The organism is Mangrovactinospora gilvigrisea, assembly GCF_001879105.1.
In the GTDB taxonomy this organism is placed as follows: domain Bacteria; phylum Actinomycetota; class Actinomycetes; order Streptomycetales; family Streptomycetaceae; genus Mangrovactinospora; species Mangrovactinospora gilvigrisea.
The window spans coordinates 1-22,007 of the sequence record NZ_MLCF01000044.1; the positions used below are offsets into that span (position 1 = coordinate 1).

Below are 22,007 nucleotides of genomic sequence, written 5' to 3' on the forward strand. Positions count from 1 at the left end.
CGAGCCGCTCGACCCCGGCCGCTACATGGTCACCAGCGCCTGCAAGAACCCCGAGATCGCGCTGATGTGGGGCGACGGGCTGATGGAGTGCGAGGCCGGGCTGCGCGCCTACAACGGCACCCTGGGCGTCAACTGGAAGTGGGGTGACGCGAAGTCGGTCGGCATCAACGGCCGGCGCGGCATCTGGGCCCCGGATGTTGCCAAACCCGCCACGGTAGGCACGGCCTGGTACCAGATGGGGATGATGTACCGCTCCGACGACCTGCGCCTCGGCGAGGTGGTCCCGGCGGGCGCCCCCATCTTCGAGAAGGTGCTGCAGGACGAGACGGCCGCCAAGCTCTACCCCTACCGGGTGTCGCAGGAGAAGGTGCTGCCCCCGCTGTATTTGACGGACAAGCAGCTCGGTGTCGCCTCCGAGGTCGCCACCCTCTACTCCGGTTACATCCCGCAGTACATCGCCAAGTTCTGCCTCGGTCAGCTCGATCCTGACAGCGACAGCGACTGGAAGAGCTACACCGACACCATCAAGCGCATGGGCCGTGACCGCTATGTGAAGGTCCAGCAGGCCGCCTACGACGCCCAGTACACGTGAGGTACCACTGGAGGTCTCCTTCCTGCTGCAGGAGCTCCTTGAGGTACTCGAGGGGCTCCCTCCCGACGATGAGGGAGCATCTGGACAGCCTTGCGACCGGCCCTGCTGGAGACGCCGCCCGCCCCCGGCTGGCACCTGGTGAGCAGATGCGGTGGGCCTCGTCCTCGCCGCCCGGGGCGCCCACCACCAGCGGGTCGGCTCAGGTGCTGGCGCGGACAATCAGTCGGCGCTGACCGAGGGCGCCCGACTCGGCAGGGCCGCCCGCGATCAGCTGTTGCCGATGCCGTGGCGCCGCCCGCCTCGATGTCGTGGGTGAATGCGGTGACGGCCAGGCGGACCAGGCTGCACACTGGGGAGTCGTCCCACGCCACGACGGCCAGGTCGCCCGGGATCCGCACGCCGATCTCGTCCGCCTGGGCTGCCACAGTCGCCGCCATCAGGTCCGAGTCGCAGACGATCGCGATGGGCCGCAGCCGAGCAGGTGGCGCAAGAAGTTCGGCGGTCGCACCCCAGCATCCGGTCGGTCGGATTGGGGGTGTGCACCTCGAGGGGATCGCCGTGCAGCACCGCGCGATGGGCTCCGGCGAACTGGGCGCTGCGGCGCGCCGTGTGCGCAAATCCGGCCGGCCCCGACACTCGGGCGATCCGGCGGTGCCCCTGCCGTCCTCGGGCTGAAGGACCGCGCCACAGTCCGTCGGGCTGGTCCGCGGGGGCGGCGGCGAGCAGCCGCCGGATCTTCACTTCTCGCATCCGGTGCGGTGCGGCCTTTGTGAAGCGGTCGGCACGGGAGATGGAGCGCTCGTTCGAGCATGCTTGCCGCCGCGCCGCACGGGCTGCGCGCTGGCGGAAGGTTGAGTGACCGCTCGATGCCCGTTCTCCGGGTCGGGCGAACAGGGCGGGGCGGCCTTGAACGGCACTCTCCCCTTCCGAGTGGGAGTAGCTCCATCCCGGTGTCCTGCCGGCGGCGACCGCCTAGCATGCCTGCATGACTGTGGGAGCCTTCCGGCGCCGTCCCGGTGAACTGCCCCGGGAACTCAACGGGTTCGTCGGCCGGACAGCAGAACTGGGTCGTATGGAGCAATTGCTGGAGTCTCGGGATCTGGTGACAGTGGTGGGCCCCGGAGGCGTGGGCAAGACCCGGTTGGCGCTTCGCGCCGCCGCACCGGCCGCCGCCCGGATGAACCGGCAGCCGTGTCTGGCCGAGCTGTCCGCGCTCCGCGACCCGGCCCTGCTGCCCCACACCCTGTGTGTCGCGCTCGGCCTGCCCGCTCAGGACGTTCGGGACCCGCTGGCGGTGCTGATCGAGCACCTGCAGAGCGTGCCGGTCCTGTTGATCCTGGACACCTGCGAGCATCTGATCGAGGCGTGCGCGGAGTTGACCGAGGCGCTGTTGCGCGCCTGCGGCGAGATCACCGTGCTGGCCACCAGCCGGCGACCTTTGGATGTTCCCGGTGAGACCACCTTTGCGCTGGCCCCGCTCGGTGTGGCGGAGCAGGAGGACGGCGGGGACGCGCTGCTGCTGTTCGAGCAGCGGGCTGCCGCCGTGGTGCCCGGATTCCGCCTGGAGGAGGGCAACCGGGCCCAAGTGGCCCGCCTGTGCCGCAGCCTGGACGGCATCCCGCTGGCGATCGAGCTGGCCACCGTGCGGCTGCGCGCGGTCCCGCTGGAGCAGTTGGCCGACCGGATCGAGGACCGCTTCCGCCTGCTGGGCGGCAGCCGCCGGGCCGCCGTCCCCCGCCACCAGACCCTGCGCAGCGCGATCGACTGGTCCTTCGAGCTGTGCACGCCGCGCGAACAGATCCTGTGGGCGCGGCTGTCGGTCTTCGCCGGGGACTTCGACATCGTGGCCGCCGAGCAGGTGTGCGGATTCGGCGCGCTGCCGGGGCCGGAGGTGATGGAAGTCCTGATCGAGCTGGTCGACAAGTCGGTGGTCACCCGCGTCGACCAGCAGGACGGCACGGCCCGCTACCGGCTGCTGGACACGCTGCGCGAGTACGGTGCCGAGAAGGCCGCCGCCGGCCAGGAGCAGGATCAGCTGCGCCACCGCCACTTGACCCGGTATGTGGAGATGGCCGACGAGTTCGACCGCCACTTCACCGACAGCAGCCAGATGGACCGCTTCCATGCGCTGCGCGGCGAGCATCCGGACATCCGCCTGGCCCTGGAGTTCGCCCTGACCAACTCCTCGGGCCACACCCAGCGCGGCGCCGGGCTGGCCGGGGCACTGTGGGGCTACTGGCAGATCTCCGGTCTGCTCAGCGAAGGCCGCTACTGGCAGGAGAAGGTCGCCGAGCGCTTTCCCGGCCCGACCGCGGAGCGGGCCTGGGCACTGATCGTCGGCGGCTTCATCACCATCTTCCAGGGCCGGCCGGACCTCGCGCTGCAGCCCCTTCACGAGGGCATCGCGTTGGCGGACCAACTCGGCGAGGCACTGATCCGCGCCCGCGGCCTGCTGTATGTGCAGTGCGCGCACACCTTCCTGTGCGACTTCGACAAGGCGGAGGCCGCCACCGCCGCCGCGCAGGAGCGGCTCGCGGCGCTGGGCGACTTCACCGGCCTGGTCTCCCTGGACGTCCAGGCCGGCTACCTCTACCACCTGGAGGGCGACGCCGACCGCGCCCTGGAGCGCGCCAACCAGGGCCTGGCCCGGCTGGGCCCGGAGTCCACCGAGGCCTGGCTGCGCGGATTCCTGCACACCGTGGCCGGACTGGCCTACTTCGCCAAGGGCGATCCCGACCGGGCCGAACAGGGCCTGAGGACAGCCCTGCCGATCAAGGCCGAGCTGGGCGACGTCATCGGGATCGGCTACTGCCTGGAGGGCATGGCCTGGCTCGCCGCCGACGCCGGCCGCTACATCCGCGCCGCCTGGCTGCTGGGCGCCTCCGATGCCCAGTGGCAGCAGACCGGGGCCAGGCTGTCGGGAACACCGGTGATGGAGGACTTCCACCGCCTGCACGCCCGCTCCACCCAAGTCTCACTGGGCGAGGAGGCGTTCGAGGCCCACTGGCATGCGGGCGCGCACGCCCCGATCGGCCTGGTGGTGGAGGCCGCGCTGGGCGGCGCCGAACGGCTCGCCGATGCGGCGCGTGCCGCCGCCGACCCGGTGCCCGGGCCGCGCCGCGCCACCGGACGCCTGACGCACCGTGAGGAGCAGGTCGCCCGCCTCGCCGCGGAGGGCAGGTCCAACCGGGAGATCGCCGAGGACCTGGTGATCTCCCGGCGCACCGTGGACGCCCACATGGAGCGAGTATTGGCCAAACTCGGCATCGACTCCCGCCGACGCATCGGCGCCCGGCTCGCCTCGACGACCGAGGAGTGACCGCGCCCGCCCCCCATTACCGTTTTCGTAGCCCCGCAACGGGGCTGCCGGGGGCGGAGAGCCTGTCTACCGGGCTCTAGCTAGTGGCGCAGTGGCCGGTGCAGCAGCCCGCTGCGGTCCAGACAGCCCCCGTGGCTTCCACAGCTCCGTCGTAAAGGATCAAGACACTCTGGATTCCGCCTGATTCGCGCCTGAGCCGACCACCCGCGAAGGTACGCCTGCTTCACGCCCTGGGGTTCAGGTCGCATCGGGTTCGACTGCACGAGTCCGCGAATCACCCGACACGCTACTGGTTATCCGTCCATTCTGGTCTCATGACTTCCATCGACCGCAACAGGGCGAACGAGGCGCCGACAATCACGGCAGTGACACGACGTGACATCTTCAAGTACGTGCGCGGCATCTCGCGCCCCTGGTGGGGCGACATGAACGAGATCACGTTCCTGGAGGGCCTCTACGACCTGGACCGAGGTCCAGGCGGCAACAAGCAGGTTGGGACCGTCCGCGCCGATATCCAGCAGCACCGGATCAAAAATCAAGACCTACCCGACGACTGGATCTTCCAGGACCCTCGCTTGGAGCTGGCCGATGGACCGGACGAGGTGCTGCTTGACTTTCTGGCGCGGATGGTCCATCCCGAGGTGGTGGCCAATGTCGAGGAGGCGATGAAGCATGTCGAGGAACTGAACGTACTTCTGGCACCGGACGGATGGGCTCTACGGGCGTGCGAGTTCCTCTCAGGCCGCCCCGTATACAAGCCGGAGCGAGTTCCGCTGCGAGGACCGCTGATCCCGCTGCCCCTGGAGGACGACGACGCCGGCAAGCTCGACCTGGTCCTCGGACAGACCTTCAGCCTCCTGGACTGCGCCGGAGAGGAGACCGCGCGCGACCTGCTCCGCGCTGCGGTACTGACCCTCCGCCGCGATGGCGGCATCTTCCACCCCATACCGGGCGACGGTTGGACGGATGCCACCTATGAAGCGGTCCTGACGGTGGAGCGCGAACTTGTGCCTACCTGCGCCGCGGACACAGTGGAGGTGATCTGGCGAGCGCTGAAGTCCGTACTCATTCCGCTCGAGCGTCCTGACGTCCAGCACCTCGTGGTCGAGGGCGACAGCCGGCCGCTTCCCAACATCCCACCGGACTGGCGGACCAAAGCCGAAGCGCCCGCCACGCCGATCCTTAAAGGCCTCAGACTCCCCTTCACCGCAAACGAGTTCGATGTCATCCGCCGCGACTTCGCCGACCTGGAGATCCGAGAGTCGCAGGAAGGCAGCGGGTTCCACTACTTCTACGACACTCGCATACGCCGCATGATCACCGACTTCGTCCTCGACGACCGGCCGCAGGTGGCGACCTTGTGCGGCGTCACCATGATCAAGAAGGGCGACGCCTTCACGCCGAGGATCAAGCTCTGGAAAAAGGACAAGACGAGGGCCGGAGCCGCCGCCATACAGACAGCGCCTGAGGCCGGGACCCCTCGAGCGGTCAAGGCACTCGTCGACACCGGAGGCGTACACGAGAACTTCTGGAAAGTCATCGGCTTCCTCCAGCGATGCACCAGCCTGAGCACGCCCGGCGACGCCCCCCAGTTCGTGGCGGGCGACGAGGCCAAACTGGCGCGGCTGCTGACCGGTCAGGACCGGTCGACACTTCTCCGTGCGCTCCGGACAGCCGTCGGCGGCGGCCTCACCGAGGAGGACATCCGGCTGATCAGCAATCGCAAGGAGCAGCTCCAGAGGTTCCAGCGCCTGCTGAATGATCCGGAGTACTTCAAGGAGGTGGAGGGACTGGCCACAACGCGCGGCGCAGAGGCGGTCTGGCAGGCCTTCTTCGAGGCGAATCAGTGGATCTTCGGCTACGGGCTCAACCTCATCGCCTGTGAGTCCATCGACGGCGGCAAACTGGAGCGCATCACCGCCGGCGCCAACATCTTCGGCGGAGCCGGGAAGCGCATCGACGCCATCATGCGGTCCAAGGGCCTGATCAGCAGCATGTTGTTCTGCGAGATCAAGACCCACTCTACCGAGCTGCTCGCCAAGACCGAGTATCGCGCTGGGGTCTACCAGCCATCCAAGGAACTCGGCGGCGCCGTGGCGCAGGTGCAGAAGACGGCCAGTAAGGCCCAACAGGCCGTCTCCGGCGCATTTCTGACTCGGATCTACAAAGAGGACGGCACTCCGACCGACGTCGAACTATCAACAACGCGCCCGCGCCAAGTCGTAGTGATCGGAAGCCTCCGCGAGTTCACCCACAACGGCGACGTGAACCCGGAGAAGATAAGCTCCTTCGAGCTGTACCGGACCGCCATCCAGGACGTCGAGATCATCACGTTCGACGAGCTCTACGAGCGGGCCTCCTTCATCGTCGAGGAATAGTGAGGAGGGCCGCCTCACACGGGCTCACCGGCGCTACGCGGCGGCATGCCTGCGTGCCGGCGTATCGGTGTCGGCGGATCAGCAGCACCGACGCACCCGCATCGGCCCGGCCGACGGGACGTCGGCGGCGTCCGGGGGTTCCCCGCCCGCCGGCCTTTGCGGGCGCCTGGCGCGGTTCATGGTGGAAGCCGGGGCGCGGCGATGCCCCCATCCCGGCGCGGCCGCGCGGCGGCGCACCCGGCCACCACCGTCGCACCGGCACCGGCACCTGTGTCGGCGCCGATTCCGGGTCCCGTCCTGGAACCGCCGACTGCGAATGCGCCCCGATCCGGTGCATCCACCGGCATCGGCCTCGCCATCGCCCGCCGGTTCGCCACCGAGGGGGCAGCCGTCTTCCTCACCGGCCGCCGCAAGGCCGAACTGGACGCCGCCGCCCAGCAGCAGATCGGCGAGCGCGCCACCGGCGTGCGCAGCGACGTCTCACGCACCGCCGACCTCGACCGTCTCTTCGAGGGGATCGCCGAACGCAGCGGCCGCCTCGACATCGTTGTCGCCAACGCGGGCGTCGGCGGCTACGAACCGCTCGGCCAGATCACCGAGGAGGACTACGAGCGCACCACCGCGGTCAACCTCAAGGGCACGATCTTCACCGTCCAGAAGGCCCTGCCGCTGCTGGACGCCGGCGCCTCGGTGATCCTGCTGTCCTCCAGCGCCGCGCTGCTGTTTGGCCAGCTCGAACTCGCGAGCCGACAGAGTTCCCTGCGCGTGGAGCTCGGCGAGTCGATTGAGCTGTTCGATCAGGTCGTCCCCCGCTGGGGCAGGGGCGTCCGTGGTGGCTTGCGCGTGCATGGCGCGATCGTGTTGGCGGGCGGCGATGCGGCCGCTGACGGCGGTGGCGGTGCCGGCCACCACGGCTGCTCGTGCGGCAGCTCCGACCAGGCCGGGTCGTCCGCGGCCGGCGTCACCAGCACACGGCCCGCGAGTGCCACCACCGCTGGCACCAGTACGCGGACACCGCACCATGCCCAGGCGCATCACGAGCTACAGCTGCCATGTCAGACCGCGGGCAGAACGCCGCATCCCACTCGCCACGCAAGGCTTTTGGAACCGTACAGGAACATGGAATCCAGCTCAGACTCTGATGGTTAACTCCCCACGCTAGAATAGTGCCGAAGTTGCAAGCGCCAAAATACATACGCAGAAAACGCAATGATCATACCGACAATTGGCGAACAGGCTGCGATCCAGCCTGGAACATCAAGCTCCGAGCTACGGCCGAGTATCACAGATGCAGGAAAATATGCGATAAAGGCCAATGGGAGAATGAAAGTCAAGAAAAACCGCACCGGAACGTCGAAGACTTTCATAGGGTACTTACCAAAGCTACTGAATAGCGACTCAATCACCAAAACGAGTGACCGGGTAGAAAGCGTCCTCATTGCAAGCCCACTCACAACCAGCTGCAAACCGAGCTCCACTAGCGCTCCACCAACTATAGCTGCGGCTGCAAGAGCGATCTTCGATAGAGTCCATTCAATGCTCAGAGAATTAGCCGCAATGAACACGATTGAGAGCCCGAACAAAAGATCGCCGATTGGCATAATGGACGCCCGGTATGTAACGATCTGGATCAGAACACCAACCGGGCGAGTAAGGAACCTATCGAACTCTCCCTCACGCAATAGCTGATCAGAAGTAGAAACACGCCCAAACGATACAACATACAAACCGTGAGCACTGGTTCGCAACCCGTGTAGGAAGGCAACTTCAGGAAGGGTCCAACCGCCTAGAGAGCTGAAGCGCGAAAGGACAACCCAGATGAAAGCCAGACCCATACCTTGATAGAACAGGCCGCCAATGATCGAGACGAGAAAATTTGCCCGGTGCTCCAGCTCCGCCTTGACGGCGGCTGCGGTAAGAACTCGCCAAGCCTTACTAGAACGAATCAATGCCGTCAACCTCCCTGGATCACCACACGTCGTATTGCCCGCCTCCAAATCAGTACACAGAGGACATAGAGCAATGCGACCCAAACTAGCTGAATCGCAATCGCCCCAATCGCATCGGCGGCACCGATCTGCCCAACATAAATCGCGTTCGGAGTATAAGAGAACGCTTGAAATGGAAGAATCTTAGCGAAGTCTCGCAAAAGTGATGGCATAAACCACAACGGAACCATCGTTCCAGATAGGAATTGCGAAATCATCCAGTATATTACAATCATGCCATTAAGTTCAATCGTCCAGAACGATACCATGCCGACCACCACTGACAGCAAGGTGATAATTGCGTAGGCCGGAACAAGGCTCAGTGCGTACTCAAATCCAGCAGTCGCACTTACTGGCGTGCGAGCTCCCAAGATAGCTAGAGCCGGCACCAATAGGAGACCAAATGGCAAAGTAGCCGCAGTGCGACCAACTTGGGCCACTACGACTTGGGTCACGAAACCAACTGGACGAACTAGGTCGACGGCCACCCTCCCTTCTCTAACTCGGTCTGGGATCAATGAGAATTGCCAGGGGTTTAGGAGCCAGTTTTGAAAGGAAGCAAGTGTTGCGTACGTTACCATCGTCGATAGGTTCACTCCGGATACAGAATCGTGCCCCCTATAGATCGAAGACCATACAGCGCGCAGAACATATAGCTGAAAGAGCAGGCCGAGTAGGCTCGTGACATAGTCAAAACGGTAAGCAAAAACCGTCTTTGCCTGCGCCACTCCACAGGCCATCAGTCTCCTCAAAGCGACCTCGCGGCGTATATGTTCCGCACTACTTCTTCCAACTCGGGCTCCTTCACGGAAAAATCAACGATCGCATATTTGCTCAGCAAGAAAGAAACAAGTTCCGTGATAGGGAGCGACTGTGGATTGAATCGAACTCGAGTAAGATCCCCAGATTCATCCACAATGCGAGCAGAAGCGAAGTTCGCCAATTCAATACTCTCGGAGCCAGGAGGTAGGCGAATAATCAAGTCCCGCTCCCGAGTGTGCATGTTCTTGAGGCTTTCAACATCACCTTCGAACAACACGCTGCCATCCGTAATAAGAAGAACTCTCTGACACAGCCGCTCAACGTCATCCAAGTCATGTGTAGTAAGGATGACGGTGGTCCCTTGCTCCTTGTTAAGTTCGTAAATGAAACTCCTGATACGCTCCTTTGCGACAACATCCAGGCCAATAGTTGGCTCGTCGAGAAACAGAATTCGAGGGCTATGAAGCATCGCAGCTGCGAGATCCCCACGCATCCGCTGACCAAGCGATAGCTGTCTTACCGGAGTAGACAAAAATGGACCGAGCTCCAGAAGCTCGGTGAAGAGTTTTAGATTGAAGCGAAATCGCGGTGGGGGAATTTCGTAAAGCCGGCCTACAAGCTCAAGCGAGTCGGACAGTGGGAGATCCCACCAGAGCTGAGTGCGCTGTCCAAATACTACACCGATCTGAGCAGCATTTCGTTTGCGCTCTCTCCAGGGCACGATGCCGGCCACATGAACGGTGCCACTAGTGGGCATCAAAATCCCGGTAAGAATCTTGATAGTAGTGGACTTTCCGGCTCCGTTAGGGCCGAGATATCCTACGAGCTCACCTTCGGGAATGCCGAAACTAATTCCGTCAACGGCCCGGCTAACGGTCCGCTCGCGAGTCAAAAGAGTGCGGATAGCGCTGAATCGTCCGCTCTGCTGCTTGGTCCTTCGGAATTCCTTGACAAGTGACTCAACACAGATAATCGGCTCGGAACCCATGTTACGACTCCTCAGGCTGAGTACCCCGAATTGCAGAATCCCAAGTATGCTTCACGGAACAATCAAAGAATGACTCCCACTGCGTGGTCGAAAAGACGTCCCGGAGCTCGGCAAGATTCTCAACAACCTCATGCAAAGGTCGACCCTGCTTCCTGATCCTCAGTTCAGGAGTAATAGGATCAGTTCCGAGTGCTCGGAAAATTGGCTCCAAAGTTTTGGTCAGACTATTCGAGAGATCTTCGTAGGTTACTATAAGCGACGAGGGATAGTTTCGGATGGATCTAACAACTTCCTTCGCAGTTGACGTGAACCATTTCCTGGTTGCGTCTGGATCCAGTATCAACGTTGGAGCATACGGACTCTGAGCAGATCCAACTTCCTCCATCCAATTATCTGTCTCAATTGCCAAACGATGCGAGACTAGTTGTTCCAGTAGATTTCTCCGGTAAAGATGAATGCAAATGACTTCCTTATCCTGCGAGATAAGATCCCATACCTCCGGCCAGGCACGACCTCCCCGACCATGGCTTAGATGAATCGGGAATCCGGTTGCAATTCCACCAAATTCCTCGGACCAAAGGCGATCTAGAATCACCCGCGCAGGAGTATCTACGCTATACTCGAACTGCTGTACAGCTTTATCGTTGAAAGGCTCCCAGGCACAACGAAGGCCTACTTTCTGCTCCAGACTCGTCCGCAGTAGATGCGTGCCTGTACGCGCCTGGCACAGAATGACGAAACGCTTCATTCTAAACCTCCCCGTCAGCACTGGCCCATCGCTTATGGTTCTCAAGAATATACTGCATATCTTCCCGGTAACCTTCAGCATGCTTTTCAATGCGTTGCCGCTCATACCTTTGGTTTCCCAGGTGAACGTTGCGCTCAATGTTCGTGGAGATTGATGCAAGTCGTACAACCAAGACATCAAGGAACTCGTCGAAGCTAAAGTCGAAATCATATGCTTCAACAAAGAGCCGAAGGCGATTTCGTTGATCAGGAATTGGATCCCAACCGAATGCCTTGGTAGACCTCGGGGCGGAAAGCGGCACGAACCTATGTGCCGCATAGCAAAGATCCCATATCCTATTTGAGGGCCCTGCGAAGTCCCAATCGATGAACGCAGTAACTCTGGTTCCGTCAAAGACCGTATTGTACGGACCCAGGTCGTTATGTCCGATACAATCAATCTCGAGCGGCATTGTCGTGCGATACTGCCACTTATTTGGTTCCGTACTCAAGAAGGTAGCCGAGGCGTCATGCATCTCTCTAATTGCTCGAGCTACATTCGTCAAAGCCTGATCCGAACGAAGCTCTTCGCGGAGCGGATATGCGCCCGCTTCACCGGGGATGTACTGAAGAGTCTCTGTCCCAGCGTCGTCGTCACGAGAAAGAAACCTTGGGGCAAGATTGAAGCCTACAGTCTCAAAGTGGCGAAGAAGGGCATGGACATTTGGACTCCAGGCACCCATCTTGCGGACAACCACTTCTCCCTTCTGGACTGGTGAGGAGTTGTAGCCGCCGCCAAGCTTGCGCTCCATGATGTAATCCTTTTCTGGATGGCCCCGTCGAGAAGAGCGTCCGATCTTACCTGTCCAAGTCTACTTACTCCAAGGGTATGAAGACCAGGCGTTCGTCTAGATCCGGCTAGATGAAGAGGTCACCGCGTCGTCGCAGCGGATCTGCGTCATCGTAGCCATGATGGTTTATGACCTCTATGCGATAATCGTCCAGGTAAAAAACCTTAAGGTTCTTGCGGAGGCAGTAGTTCAGTGCTTCCTCCGCTCGTTCAATTATAGGTTCTCCGTTGTCGTTCAGTGATGTATTGCAGACCACCGGAACACCGGTCACACTTGCAAATCGACTGATCAGCCCATGAATCCTCGCGTCTTGCTCCTCAGACACCGTTTGTATGCGGGCCGAAGCGTCGAGGTGTGCCACAGCTGGAATCTTGGCAGCCACTTCATCGCGAATTCGGAAAGTTTGTAGCATGTACGGCGAAGGCCTCGCATCTTCGAACCACTCGCTGGCCCGCTCTTCGAGCACAATTGGCGCCACCGGGCGCCACCACTGACGGCGCTTGAGCTCGTTAAGCGCAGTTCGAGAGGCCTCCGTCCTGGGATCTGCCAAGATGCTCCGGTGGCCAAGAGCTCTAGGGCCAACCTCAGAACGCCCTTGAACCCATACAATGGGGCCTTCTATCATGTCCGAGACCGCTATCTCATCTGAGTACTGGCTTACAGATCCAATAAATTCTCCAAAGCGGTTCTTCAAATCGCCAATCGTGCCTGGTCGCCCACCAAGGTAAGCTCCAGGGAAATCAAATGACATATTGCTACCCAATTCACTGTAGAACTGCACCAACCCAATGCCGATTGACTGCCCACAGTCACTCACAGAAGGGATCTCCTGCAATCCTGCGAACCCAAACCGATCGATCAAGGCACTGTTGGCTGGGCAGTTCAGTGCGAACCCGCCACTCAGGGCCAACGTCACCTCCGCCGGGTCGGCATCGAAGCGAGTCAGCGCCCCATCTATCGTTCTAATCATCATGTCAACGCAAGATCGCTGAACAATCTTCATAACTGCGCTAGCTATGTTCTCTTCGTCCGAGAACCTAGAGTCATGGCTAGACAGATGGCCGGCTTCAGCCGCGCTAACCAGGTCGGCTATTCGGCGGTCAAGCTCTGCGTCGAGATCAAGGCCATCAGGCGTGTAACGCCCTCTGATGTGAAGGCCACCCAGGTCTTGGGCCAACTCTGAGGGCAAACTAGATGTACTTGCTGTAGCTAGGGCCATCAGTGACCCTTCCTCAAGACCAAACCTCTTTGAGGCAGCAGAGTACATCTTTGCAGGAGAACTAATAGAGAAGAGCGACAAATTACCTCGCTCAGAGAATCCTCCAGCGTACCATTCTGCCGGCTTCGGCTGTACAACGGAGTCGGGGGTGTCATCGACTGCAAGGCCGAGAACCTTGCCTTCCCTGAACGACACTCCGTCAGACAGCATCGCGCTCAAAAGGTGGCAGTAGCTGTGATACGGCAGGTTCGCGATGGAAGCAACAGTTCGGTTGTGAGCGCCAGATCCTAGCCCAGGTGTACCCCAGATATCGCGAACATCTGAGATATTCAAACCTTCAACTTTGAGCAGATCTTCCAAAGTGGAATAGAATGCCGAAAAGTCGACAAATGCGCGGCCATGGTGTTTCATTCCAGAATGGCGCTCCAATTCCCACACGCTAAGGAGCTCTACCCTATTGCCGGTCTTCATCCACGCAGCTATATTCTGATCATGGCGCACCCACTGTCGACCAGCCTTGGGCTTAGATCCGGGAGGCGCGATGAATGCCGACACATAGAGACCGTCTTCCATATATTCTCCTACTTAGTTTCTGTTGGTATCTTCGGATACTCCTACAACGGAGCTGGCCACTTTTCCTTCAATACTTTTCTGACCGATTCTGGCTGACGGGCCAGAATCGCGGTGCCTATTGCTCGCGATGGAACCCCTATGCTTGCGAGGGCGAGTACAGCTGCCCGTTGTGAGAAGAGGCCTTTAGCCCGTATAACCCGCAATAGTCGAAGTAGAGCGATTGTAGAGCACTTCAATCGACTGTAGAAAGTCTCATAAAAGAGCAACTCATTAATCAGTTTGACTATCGGCGCAAACCTGGCGAATCCCGTACTCGACAGTGAATGCCCTCCTATATGCATCGCCACCGTCTCTGTGTCTATTACGACCTGCCAGCCTTTGAGTGCCAGTCGATAGCAAATGTCGATGTCCTCGACATAGACAAAATACTGTTCGGCCGCGCCCTCCACGTCACTCAAGGCTGTCCGACGAATCATCAGACACGAACCAACGACCCAGTCCGTTAGCCTGACAGATTTGTGAGTTGAAGTCCTCAGCACGCCAGATGGCTGCTCGTGGAAGATTCTCCGAAGCTCAGTTCGGTACGTTCGAAACTGATGCGCAGTAACCTGTCTCTCTCCAGAGGTATTGACGAGGACTGGCGAGACCGCGCCAATATTCGGGTCAAACTCTAGATACCAGTTCAGTTTTTCCAATGTGGCTGGCGTTACGAAACAGTCGGGATCAAGAAGGACCACGGCAGAGGCTTCATTATTGCAACTGAGCTCGCGAAGTGCCTGGTTGACCGCTACGCCGTATCCCCGATTATCCTGATTTTTAATTAGCCGGTCTGCAAGCCCTTCCGTGACCACAACATCACAAGTTTGATCTATGGACGCGTTGTCGACTACAGTAATGTGGTAGGGACTAGATTCTTTTCTGAGCTCCTTTAGACATCGACTGATTGTAGACTCGGAGTTATGGGTCACTACTACCACGGCGATCAAAGTTTCACTCCGCACGATTCAATGACGACCTGTATACCTCCATTAGGCGCGGAAGCACGCGGTCCCAAGATGCACGTGAGAGCACACTACGCGTCGTCTCGGATCGCACAGCGTCAAGCAACCACTCATCACCCGGGATGCGGTCAATGACTTCTGCGATCTGTCGCGCCAGCTTTTCGTCGTTATCTCTTGGATCTGGCAGCAGTACGGCCGGCGTACCACTTAGCGCCTCCGCAGTCCCACCGACGTCCGTTGCGGCAACGGGCGTTCCGCAGAGTAGTGCCTCAACATTCGCGAGGCCGAATGGTTCATAGATCGCTGGCGAGATATGGAGAGCTGCACGAGAATAGAGCTGACGCATACCACGTCGGCCCAACCCTGCCCTCAGCCAGATTATGGTGTGGCGTTCTGGTGCATTCGCAAGCATTTCCTCAAAGTTCGCGAGATCCACATCGGACTCAGGTGAGCCAGCACGTAGAACGAATGTTGTCGGTTTCTCTAGATGGCGCATTGCTGCGAAGAGATATCGATATCCCTTTTGCCTGCTTATGCGTCCAGTAGCGAGAATGAATGGTTGATGCCAGTCGATCGGTACATCAGGCAGCGCGTCCAGCTTCGAGTCGTGATACAGAGTGTTCATGTCGTAGCCGGGTGGTATGACATGGCAGCGCACTGGACCACAGTGCTGAGTGACAGAATCAGCCATTGCACCTGAGACACATACGACATCACTTGCCTTCGATATCGCTTCGGCCTCATCGGCTACCGCGCGCTCGAAGGCACCCTTGTGTCGAGATGCTCGCCACGGGCGGTCGATTTCTAGTGAATGGACACTACTCACGTAGGAGCGATCTGATCTCTTTGCGGCGATGTGCGCTGTCAGCGAGTGAGTGTGGGTCACCCATCCGGTTGCTGCCGGCTCAAGACGTTCTGCCTCGATACCACTCAACCTCTGTGGCGCAATTCCCATACGGTCCAGAGGTATGGATTCCTTTGCGGTTGGCATCGATCTGTCAAGCAGAGTAACGGCAACCTTGGTTCGAGTCGCTAGCTGCTGTGTTAGCTCGTATACGTGGATCCCCGCCCCTCCTCGAACGTAGGGCGGGAACTCGGTCGTAACGATGTCTACGAAAGGAAGCCGCTCGCCAAACTTTTGGCGGGCCATTCAGATCTTTTCCCCAATTACTATATCCTGGAAGTCAAGGAATTCTTTGTTTCCCCGCCAGGATCCCCAGTGAATATCTGTGATTTTGATTCCTGCGTTGTCATACATTGATCTGACGTCGTGTTCGTCATAATTGACGACGTGCTCGTCGCAGTTATCGTGCTGAACACGATACCCATCTCGGTGATGCGGAAATTGATACCGGGCGGGCGAGACAGTCGGACCCAGTATCGAGGGTTCATCAGGCGTCATGAAAAACGTACAAAGCAGTCGACCTCCTGGAACTAGGACTCGACGACACTCCCGAAGATAGTTGTTAATTTCCGCCGGAAGCATGTGGGTGAACACCGAGTTTGCCATTACGATGTCATACTTGCCCGTCTCTGCAGACAGAGTCGCCGTCGATGCGTCTCTTGATCCTTGAGGCGTATAGTAGCCATTTCGGACATCTATATGCTCGAATCGAAGTCTGGGATCCTGCCTAGTAATGTTCCGAGTACACCACTGAACGGCGTCACGACGAGGTTCTATCCCAAGGTACTCACCGGTCTCGAGGAAGCCGATCAATGGCCAGGACTTGCGGCCAAGGCCTGAGCCGATGTCAAGGACATTGCTAGCGGGAGTCAGTCCTGCAAGCTCTCGTAGATAGTCGAAGTAGGCCATACCGTTCCTCCGATAGACCCATCGACTCTTGGTGCCCTCGTACATCATGGGAAGCGGGGGCCATGCCTGACGTGGATGTCTGAGTGTGGCGTAGACATCGGCAGCCCTCAGGGCCACCCTTGCCATTGTGGTAGGTCGGCTGCTTTCGAGGAAGGTGGAATATCGCTTCACTTAATTACTCCGTTCTTTGCTTACTTTCGCCTTTTATTTTCTACCGTGCAAACATCCGTTGAGTTTCTGCAGGCCAGCTTGAGATTGTTCGCTCAGAAGCATGTAGGGACTTATGTGCGCGCCATCGGAGCCAGTTTCGCTTGTATACCAGTGAGAGCATCGCCCGGCGCTGGTCTGAGCTATTTGGCGTGCCTCTATGCCATAGTCTTAGGTCCCGAATTACTATGGACCCAGCAGCCGCGTTGGTGCGCACTGATGGCCAGTTCTTAGCTCGCTCCTCGAGCTCTATGTCTATTTGCGTTCCATTGGCCACGTCTACGGTCCGATGTGTTCCCGGCCACACCTCGGTACTCCCGTTCTCTTCGGTGAAATCGCAGAGCATTATATTTGCGACCAACAGGAACGGCGGGGACGGGACTTCAGTTTCATTACCGAAGAGTTGTGCATGGTCTCGATGAACTTTCTGGTAGTTTGATCCAGGCTCAGCGATGTTTGAGTTGTAATACGCTATTTTCAGATCATCCCCGAGCACTGGACGCATACACTTGAGGGCCAGCTCGTTTGCTATTAGGAATGGTTCTCCGAAGATGTCATCGAGATCTGGCTGGATCTGAAAATGTTTTTGGCCATGGCTGATTTGGAGGCGATCGTGACTGTCTTTCTTCATCCTTTCGAACATCTTCATATATCGATCATAAACTACCGCGATACGTTCTTGTGGTATTGCGCCCTCGAGGAGGGTAAACCCAACTTCGCGTATTTGTTGTACTGCCTCACTGATCTTGCGCGGATCAATGGCGCCAGATTCAACTTCATCAGCTGTTAGTGCCACCATGCGGCCGTTCGCCTCTCGTTGCAGTGAGCTCCGTTCGTGAACAGAGTTCCGCGTTTGTACCTAGCTCTTCAAGGGCGCTAATTACCCGCGTTCTTGGCTGGATCTCGTGTCTCAGGTTCGCTTGACTGCCCCAGATAGCGGACGAATCGGGCACGGAGGACCAATGGTCTCGTACCTCTTCGTTCTGGCATTGATGTCATGACATCGGACAGGATGGCTGTTCGCCCAATGGTCCCTCCTGATCGCCTGGCCGCTGGCCGGGATCTGACGCTACGACATCCAACTCACTGGAACAAGGCTCTAGTTGCATGTCCCACGGACTGTTCATTACTTCGCCCAGATTTGTGTTTACTTGGCTCCTAGCTTGCCGATGTGGTTGCTAAGTTGCAGTGTGGGTGATTGGTCGTCACTTACCGCAGACGGTTCATGGCGTGGAACCGGATTTGTCCCTCAGTGCCTGTATTAGCCTCGATTCGTCTGTGGCGTGACGTCGTCCGCTGGCCAGGCGTCTTGCCCGTGTTTGGCCATCCGGTGAGGACGGGGCGCTTCGCATGCGCTGCGGGGGCGTCGGGTTCCACGGGCCCGAGCTGCGAGGTCCTCCTCTCCGGTGTCGCAGGGGTGGTAACCGGCCGTCAGGTGACGGCCGGAAGGCGGAGGGCCCGCTGCCAGGCGCCGGTGAAGTCGCGCTCCCAGGGCCAGGCGCGATCCAGGTGCAGGACGCGGCGGCGGGCATGCGCGGTCAGCCAGGCCGGCAGGTGGTACAGCCTCATCCGGAGCGTTGCGGGTTCGGCCGCGGCCAGGTCGGGCTCGTCGCCAAGCAGCAGGAGCCGCGTCCAGGTATCCAGGTCGGCGGCGAGAATGGCGGCCAGTACCCAGGCGGCGTTGAGCTGCCAGGACTTGCTGGGCAGCAGGCCCAGCCCGACCCGTTTGATCGCCTTAACCCGGTCCTCGACCTCAGCATGATCGCAGTACAGGGCGTCGATGAACGCCACCTGCCCCGAGCCGGCGACGCCCGACAGCCCGGGGTGGACGGGGATGTTGGTGGCGACGATCTGGCAACGCCAGCCCGTCCGCTGCTCGAAGGCGGTCAGCGTCTTGGCATCCCGGCGCGAGGGGCTGACCCGCCGCACGATCAGCCGCATCCCGGTCGGCCAGCCCGCAAGGCCACGAACCCCGGTCAGCTCGGCGACCTGGTAGGAGACCGCCTTCCCGTCCGGGCCGATGAGCGTGTGGACCTCGCCGTCCTGCCGCAGCGCATCGCTCCACACCTCCTTCGGCAGCCTGGCGATGGCCTGCTCATCGGCCTCGTGAATGGCCCAGCCGGTCACCCAGCGCACCCTGCGCCGGCTGGTGGTCAACGCCTGCAGGTGCGCCAGGTGTTCATGGCTGAAGGCCGCACCATCGATCCGGATCAGCAGCTTCGACCACGGCGGCAGCGGGAGCTGCCGCAGCGCGGCGGCCAGCACGCGCTTGTGGTCGCCGACGTCGTTGGCCGCGGCGTTCCCGGGCCGCAGCAGCATGGCGACGCACTCGCGGGTGTTGGCCACCCAGGCGCCCAACGGATGATGGCCGTAGGAGCCCTTGAAGGTGCCCGCCGCGCCCTCCTTGGCGCTGGTGCAGGCCACGATGGTGGCGTCCAGGTCCAGCACATACCAGCCGGTCAGCGTCTTCCCAGCCACCGCTATCCAAGGCAAGCCCGCGGGGCGCAGGACGAGCCACGTCCACACCGTGCGGCGCACCACGGCGCGCATACGCTCGATCCGTGCTGCGACCGGGGCGTCGATCGCGGCCAGGGTGCGGCGCAGGGTGGAGTCGGAGACCGGCCGGGGAAACAGCGCCAGCCAGTGGTGTTGCAGCTGCTCGGCCTCCAGCACGTTCCGCGCGCCCAGCACGATCGCGCAGGCCAGCACCACCAGGGCCGTGCCGCGGTCGCGCCAGGCCGGCCCGGTGCCCTTCGGCAGCGCCGCCGCGAGCGCGGTCGTCAGGCCGGTGCGGTCGGCAACCTTCCGCAGCAGCACCACGCCCGCACAACCGATCAGGTTCTTGCTGTCGGCCCGCACCGCGAGCCCGTCGCCCCAGCCGGTAGTGTCGGGTAGCTCCGGCCGGTTGCCGGACCGGAGCCCCCTCAGAACCGTACGTGCGCGTCACCGCGCATACGGCTCAAGCAAGCCCTGAAGGCTCTTGTCACAGCCCGAACGCCTGCCAGATCCGCCCCACGCTGGAGGGCGAGATCCCCACCCGCTTGGCCAACTGGCGCTTCGACCAGTGCGTCTCACCGGGCGGCGTCACCTCCAAGGTGCGCACCACGACCTGTTCGACCTGGGCGTCGGTGATGGTGCGCGGCACGCCCGCGCGGGGCTCGTCGGCCAGCCCGTCCAGCCGGTCGGCCAAGAAGCGCCGCCGCCACTTCGCGGCGGTGCCGCGGGCCACCTGGGTGCGCGCGGCGGCCGCGGTCACACTCAGCCGGCCGTCGGCCTTCGCACACTCCAGCACGATCCGCGCGCGCACCGCCAGGCCCTGCGCGGTGCTGCGGCGGGTGGCCCATCCCGTGAGGATCTGCCGCTCCTGCTCGGTGAGGACCAGCGGTTCCAGCCTGGTGTCGCCCATGCCACCAGCGGACACCCCGCCGCCGCGCAAGTCAGCCGAACGCCAAGATCTGAAACGGCAGTCGACTCACGTGGTGCGCGACCTACTCAATATCGGCTCACTAGATAGGCAGCGCCTGAAGAAGCCGGCTGATCCGTGCTGTCAGCAGCTTCACCCCCGAGCCCCCTGCCGGGTCGCCCTACCGACCGCCCGGGTCACGATGCGTCGCAGCCCGCTTGTAAAACCACATTGGGAATCCTAGCCAGCCGCTAGATGTCGGCTGTACCTCCTGGTCGAGTTCCATAGCTACACGAACATCCCATTCGAGGCGCCGACACTATCAGGATGATAGATTCTCGGCCGGGGCAAAACGGTCAGGCGTGTCAAAGGTCTCGTCAAGTACCTTCTCTGACTTATTGGAGGAAATTTTCCTTCGCTCACCGTTGAGGTGGCCTCACGTGTTCGGTAGGGTCTGTAGCGCTCGCCACGTGCACGGTGCATCCAGACGAGTTTCGGCGAATTCACGTCGCCCGGTTGCATCGAGCGTAGGTATCTAAATTCCTATCCCGTTTGACGGAGGAAAAAATATGTCGAGCATTCCCTCGATCTCTGTCGCAGTCATATCGCATAACTACGGGCGTTTTATAGGGGAAGCACTACGGAGTGCCGTTAACCAACTTTCTGGCGACTACAACCTTGAGGAGGTCGCAGTTTTTGATGATGCTTCAACCGACGACACTGCAGCTGTTGTAAGCAAGTTTCCCGAAGTTAAATTCTTGCCTGGAGAGCACGCTGGCTTTGGCCCAACTCTGACGCGAGCTATCCGCGAGTGCAGTGGGGAGTGGGTAGCACTCCTTGATGCTGATGACTACTGGGAGCTCGATCGGTTCCGTCAGGTTGCCCCTCTTCTGTCAAGTGACGTCGGGTTGGTGACCAACTCTAAGTGGATGTTCAATAATTCGACAGGCTTGGAGTCGAAGCGCATCTACGTAGGTGGTTCTACCAGCACCATTATTGTGCGTCGCTCATTCGCTCTTGATATGCTTCCAGCTACGAATGAGATATTCTTCCTTGCTTTTGAAAAGCTGGGCCTCAGTGTGGCACTTGATGAACCCCTAACATACTATCGCATTCATGACTCGAATATGACCGACCGAAAGACTCCGGGTGCGTTTCGGCGCTACTTTTCAGAAGTGTCCATGGATGTCTCTTTGAGGTTGTCTGAACTTGCCCAGTATCCGCCTGCTTGGGCTTCGCGTAGCACCCTTGAAGGAGCCGCTGCACGCTATAAGAGGAATTCGGTTGCCTACAGGGAGATGGCAGAGGAGCAAGAGCGTGAGAACGTGCTCGACGAGATCTTCTAGCTTGCACTTTCCCGCGGATGTTTGCGCGGGTTTTCGCTACATGGCATCGCTCTGATTCCGCGCTAAGGATTTGCTCTCTGCGGAGCGCCTTGAGGTCGCCGAGCGCGTCGGGTGATTTTTATTAGCAACCTCGCTGGGTTTCGTTTTCTGGCGACGTGGAACTGCTTATCGTGCCGTCTATTAATCAAACGAGGCGGACAGGGTAGCTGATCACGCTCGGTGCTAACTCTGGTGTTGAAGGTGACTTTTGGTTAAGTCTCCTTCACATCGAGTTTGGGTATCTCGGGTATCGCGCGGGTCGGCTACGTATGCCATGTCGACTGCCTCGCGGAGCTGCTGGCCCGAAACGGCGTCAAGGCATGTCGCCTGTTGGTGGAAAGCGGCACGGTGGTGTGCCCTGTATTCCTCGGGTTAGGTCACCGAACTCCTTCGAGACATCGCTAAGAAATGAGGCTACGCATGAGCATCGCCGAGGAGTTCCTCAGACAGTCCCTCGCCAAGGCTGACGCCGGCGACGCCACTCTCGCGCCGCGGCAGCGCGGCGCCACCGTGTGGCTCACCGGCCTGCCCAGCGCCGGCAAGTCCACCATCGCCCGCGCGGTGGCCGAGCGTCTGCGCCGTGAGGGCCACCGCGTCGAGGTGCTCGACGGCGACGAGGTGCGCGCCTTCCTCTCCGCCGGCCTCGGCTTCTCCCGCTCCGACCGCGACACCAACGTCCGCCGCATCGGCTACATCGCCGAACTCCTCGCCCGCAACGGCGTCAAGGTCCTCGCCCCGGTGATCGCCCCGTTCGCCGAGGCCCGCGCCGAGGTCCGCGCCCGGCACGCCGACGCGGACCTGC

The 22,007-nt window shown here is 60.6% G+C and carries 18 protein-coding genes; 6 read left to right on the top strand and 12 right to left on the bottom strand.

The features are described 5' to 3' along the window. A partial coding sequence (locus BIV57_RS25085; RefSeq protein WP_217651716.1) for a type 2 periplasmic-binding domain-containing protein occupies window positions 1–592 on the top strand: 592 nt, incomplete at its 5' end. Here the strand turns inward: BIV57_RS25085 and BIV57_RS26755 are convergent. After that, window positions 571–1,209 (bottom strand): substrate-binding domain-containing protein, encoded by a 639-nt coding sequence (locus BIV57_RS26755; protein WP_071656338.1) that lies wholly within the window; start codon window positions 1,207–1,209, stop codon window positions 571–573. The genes BIV57_RS25085 and BIV57_RS26755 overlap by 22 nt on opposite strands. Before the next feature lie 368 nt (window positions 1,210–1,577). Between BIV57_RS26755 and BIV57_RS09905 the strand changes: the two genes are divergently transcribed. The 3 genes from BIV57_RS09905 (at window position 1,578) to BIV57_RS26620 (ending at window position 7,438) form a co-directional block, all read left to right on the top strand. Continuing rightward, on the top strand, window positions 1,578–3,911 hold the full coding sequence (locus BIV57_RS09905) for an ATP-binding protein (RefSeq protein WP_071656339.1): 2,334 nt from the start codon (window positions 1,578–1,580) through the stop codon (window positions 3,909–3,911). 314 nt (window positions 3,912–4,225) lie between these two features. Then, the gene (locus BIV57_RS09910; protein WP_071656340.1) at window positions 4,226–6,289 is read left to right on the top strand and encodes a Shedu anti-phage system protein SduA domain-containing protein; all 2,064 of its coding nucleotides are present in this window, start codon (window positions 4,226–4,228) and stop codon (window positions 6,287–6,289) included. 270 nt (window positions 6,290–6,559) lie between these two features. After that, complete coding sequence (locus tag BIV57_RS26620) at window positions 6,560–7,438, top strand: SDR family NAD(P)-dependent oxidoreductase (protein WP_336445956.1); 879 nt, start codon at window positions 6,560–6,562, stop codon at window positions 7,436–7,438. Here BIV57_RS26620 and BIV57_RS09920 read toward each other — a convergent pair. The 11 genes from BIV57_RS09920 to BIV57_RS09970 form a co-directional block, all read right to left on the bottom strand. Beyond that, complete coding sequence (locus BIV57_RS09920; RefSeq protein WP_139275568.1) at window positions 7,435–8,247, bottom strand: ABC transporter permease; 813 nt, start codon at window positions 8,245–8,247, stop codon at window positions 7,435–7,437. The two genes, BIV57_RS26620 and BIV57_RS09920, sit on opposite strands and share 4 nt — an antisense overlap. Beyond that, a complete protein-coding gene (locus tag BIV57_RS09925) occupies window positions 8,244–9,017 on the bottom strand; it encodes an ABC transporter permease (protein WP_079170193.1) in 774 nt (257 codons plus the stop codon). The genes BIV57_RS09920 and BIV57_RS09925 overlap by 4 nt, the downstream gene beginning before the upstream one ends. Before the next feature lie 8 nt (window positions 9,018–9,025). After that, a complete protein-coding gene (locus BIV57_RS09930) occupies window positions 9,026–10,027 on the bottom strand; it encodes an ABC transporter ATP-binding protein (protein WP_071656342.1) in 1,002 nt (333 codons plus the stop codon). A 749-nt stretch (window positions 10,028–10,776) separates the two neighbouring features. Then, complete coding sequence (locus tag BIV57_RS09935) at window positions 10,777–11,565, bottom strand: phosphotransferase (protein ID WP_071656343.1); 789 nt, start codon at window positions 11,563–11,565, stop codon at window positions 10,777–10,779. Between the two features lie 106 nt (window positions 11,566–11,671). Further along, entirely contained in the window at window positions 11,672–13,396 is a 1,725-nt protein-coding gene (locus BIV57_RS09940) for a carbamoyltransferase C-terminal domain-containing protein (RefSeq protein ID WP_079170194.1), read from the bottom strand. A 41-nt stretch (window positions 13,397–13,437) separates the two neighbouring features. Further along, window positions 13,438–14,397, bottom strand: a complete 960-nt coding sequence (locus BIV57_RS26760) for a glycosyltransferase (RefSeq protein ID WP_419185700.1) — start codon at window positions 14,395–14,397, stop codon at window positions 13,438–13,440. Beyond that, window positions 14,387–15,547: a glycosyltransferase family 4 protein gene (locus tag BIV57_RS26765; RefSeq protein WP_071656346.1), complete on the bottom strand. Its 1,161-nt coding sequence runs from the start codon at window positions 15,545–15,547 to the stop codon at window positions 14,387–14,389. Before BIV57_RS26765 ends, BIV57_RS26760 begins: the two co-directional genes overlap by 11 nt. Then, window positions 15,548–16,210: a class I SAM-dependent methyltransferase gene (locus BIV57_RS09955; RefSeq protein ID WP_071656347.1), complete on the bottom strand. Its 663-nt coding sequence runs from the start codon at window positions 16,208–16,210 to the stop codon at window positions 15,548–15,550. Window positions 16,211–16,421: 211 nt separating this feature from the next. Beyond that, window positions 16,422–17,216, bottom strand: coding sequence for a phytanoyl-CoA dioxygenase family protein (locus tag BIV57_RS09960; RefSeq protein WP_071656348.1), 795 nt, complete (start codon window positions 17,214–17,216; stop codon window positions 16,422–16,424). 632 nt (window positions 17,217–17,848) lie between these two features. Next, window positions 17,849–19,276: an IS1380 family transposase gene (locus BIV57_RS09965; protein ID WP_071656349.1), complete on the bottom strand. Its 1,428-nt coding sequence runs from the start codon at window positions 19,274–19,276 to the stop codon at window positions 17,849–17,851. Window positions 19,277–19,400: 124 nt separating this feature from the next. Continuing rightward, entirely contained in the window at window positions 19,401–19,823 is a 423-nt protein-coding gene (locus BIV57_RS09970) for a helix-turn-helix domain-containing protein (RefSeq protein WP_245797518.1), read from the bottom strand. A 566-nt stretch (window positions 19,824–20,389) separates the two neighbouring features. Here BIV57_RS09970 and BIV57_RS09975 point away from each other — a divergent pair. Then, window positions 20,390–21,166 (top strand): glycosyltransferase family 2 protein, encoded by a 777-nt coding sequence (locus BIV57_RS09975; protein ID WP_071656350.1) that lies wholly within the window; start codon window positions 20,390–20,392, stop codon window positions 21,164–21,166. Window positions 21,167–21,625: 459 nt separating this feature from the next. Next, the coding region (locus BIV57_RS09980) for an adenylyl-sulfate kinase (RefSeq protein WP_139275570.1) at window positions 21,626–22,007 on the top strand (382 nt) is incomplete at its 3' end.

Bases quoted from the DNA above. Each gene is read 5' to 3' on its own strand.
- BIV57_RS09935 (WP_071656343.1), bottom strand. From the start codon at position 11,565: ATGGAGCGCAAGCTTGGCGGCGGCTACAACTCCTCACCAGTCCAGAAG.
- BIV57_RS09930 (WP_071656342.1), bottom strand. From the start codon at position 10,027: ATGGGTTCCGAGCCGATTATCTGTGTTGAGTCACTTGTCAAGGAATTC.
- BIV57_RS09940 (WP_079170194.1), bottom strand. From the start codon at position 13,396: ATGGAAGACGGTCTCTATGTGTCGGCATTCATCGCGCCTCCCGGATCT.
- BIV57_RS09905 (WP_071656339.1), top strand. From the start codon at position 1,578: ATGACTGTGGGAGCCTTCCGGCGCCGTCCCGGTGAACTGCCCCGGGAA.
- BIV57_RS09970 (WP_245797518.1), bottom strand. From the start codon at position 19,823: ATGGGCGACACCAGGCTGGAACCGCTGGTCCTCACCGAGCAGGAGCGG.
- BIV57_RS09925 (WP_079170193.1), bottom strand. From the start codon at position 9,017: ATGGCCTGTGGAGTGGCGCAGGCAAAGACGGTTTTTGCTTACCGTTTT.
- BIV57_RS09955 (WP_071656347.1), bottom strand. From the start codon at position 16,210: ATGGCCTACTTCGACTATCTACGAGAGCTTGCAGGACTGACTCCCGCT.
- BIV57_RS26765 (WP_071656346.1), bottom strand. From the start codon at position 15,547: ATGGCCCGCCAAAAGTTTGGCGAGCGGCTTCCTTTCGTAGACATCGTT.
- BIV57_RS09910 (WP_071656340.1), top strand. From the start codon at position 4,226: ATGACTTCCATCGACCGCAACAGGGCGAACGAGGCGCCGACAATCACG.
- BIV57_RS09975 (WP_071656350.1), top strand. From the start codon at position 20,390: ATGTCGAGCATTCCCTCGATCTCTGTCGCAGTCATATCGCATAACTAC.
- BIV57_RS09960 (WP_071656348.1), bottom strand. From the start codon at position 17,216: ATGGTGGCACTAACAGCTGATGAAGTTGAATCTGGCGCCATTGATCCG.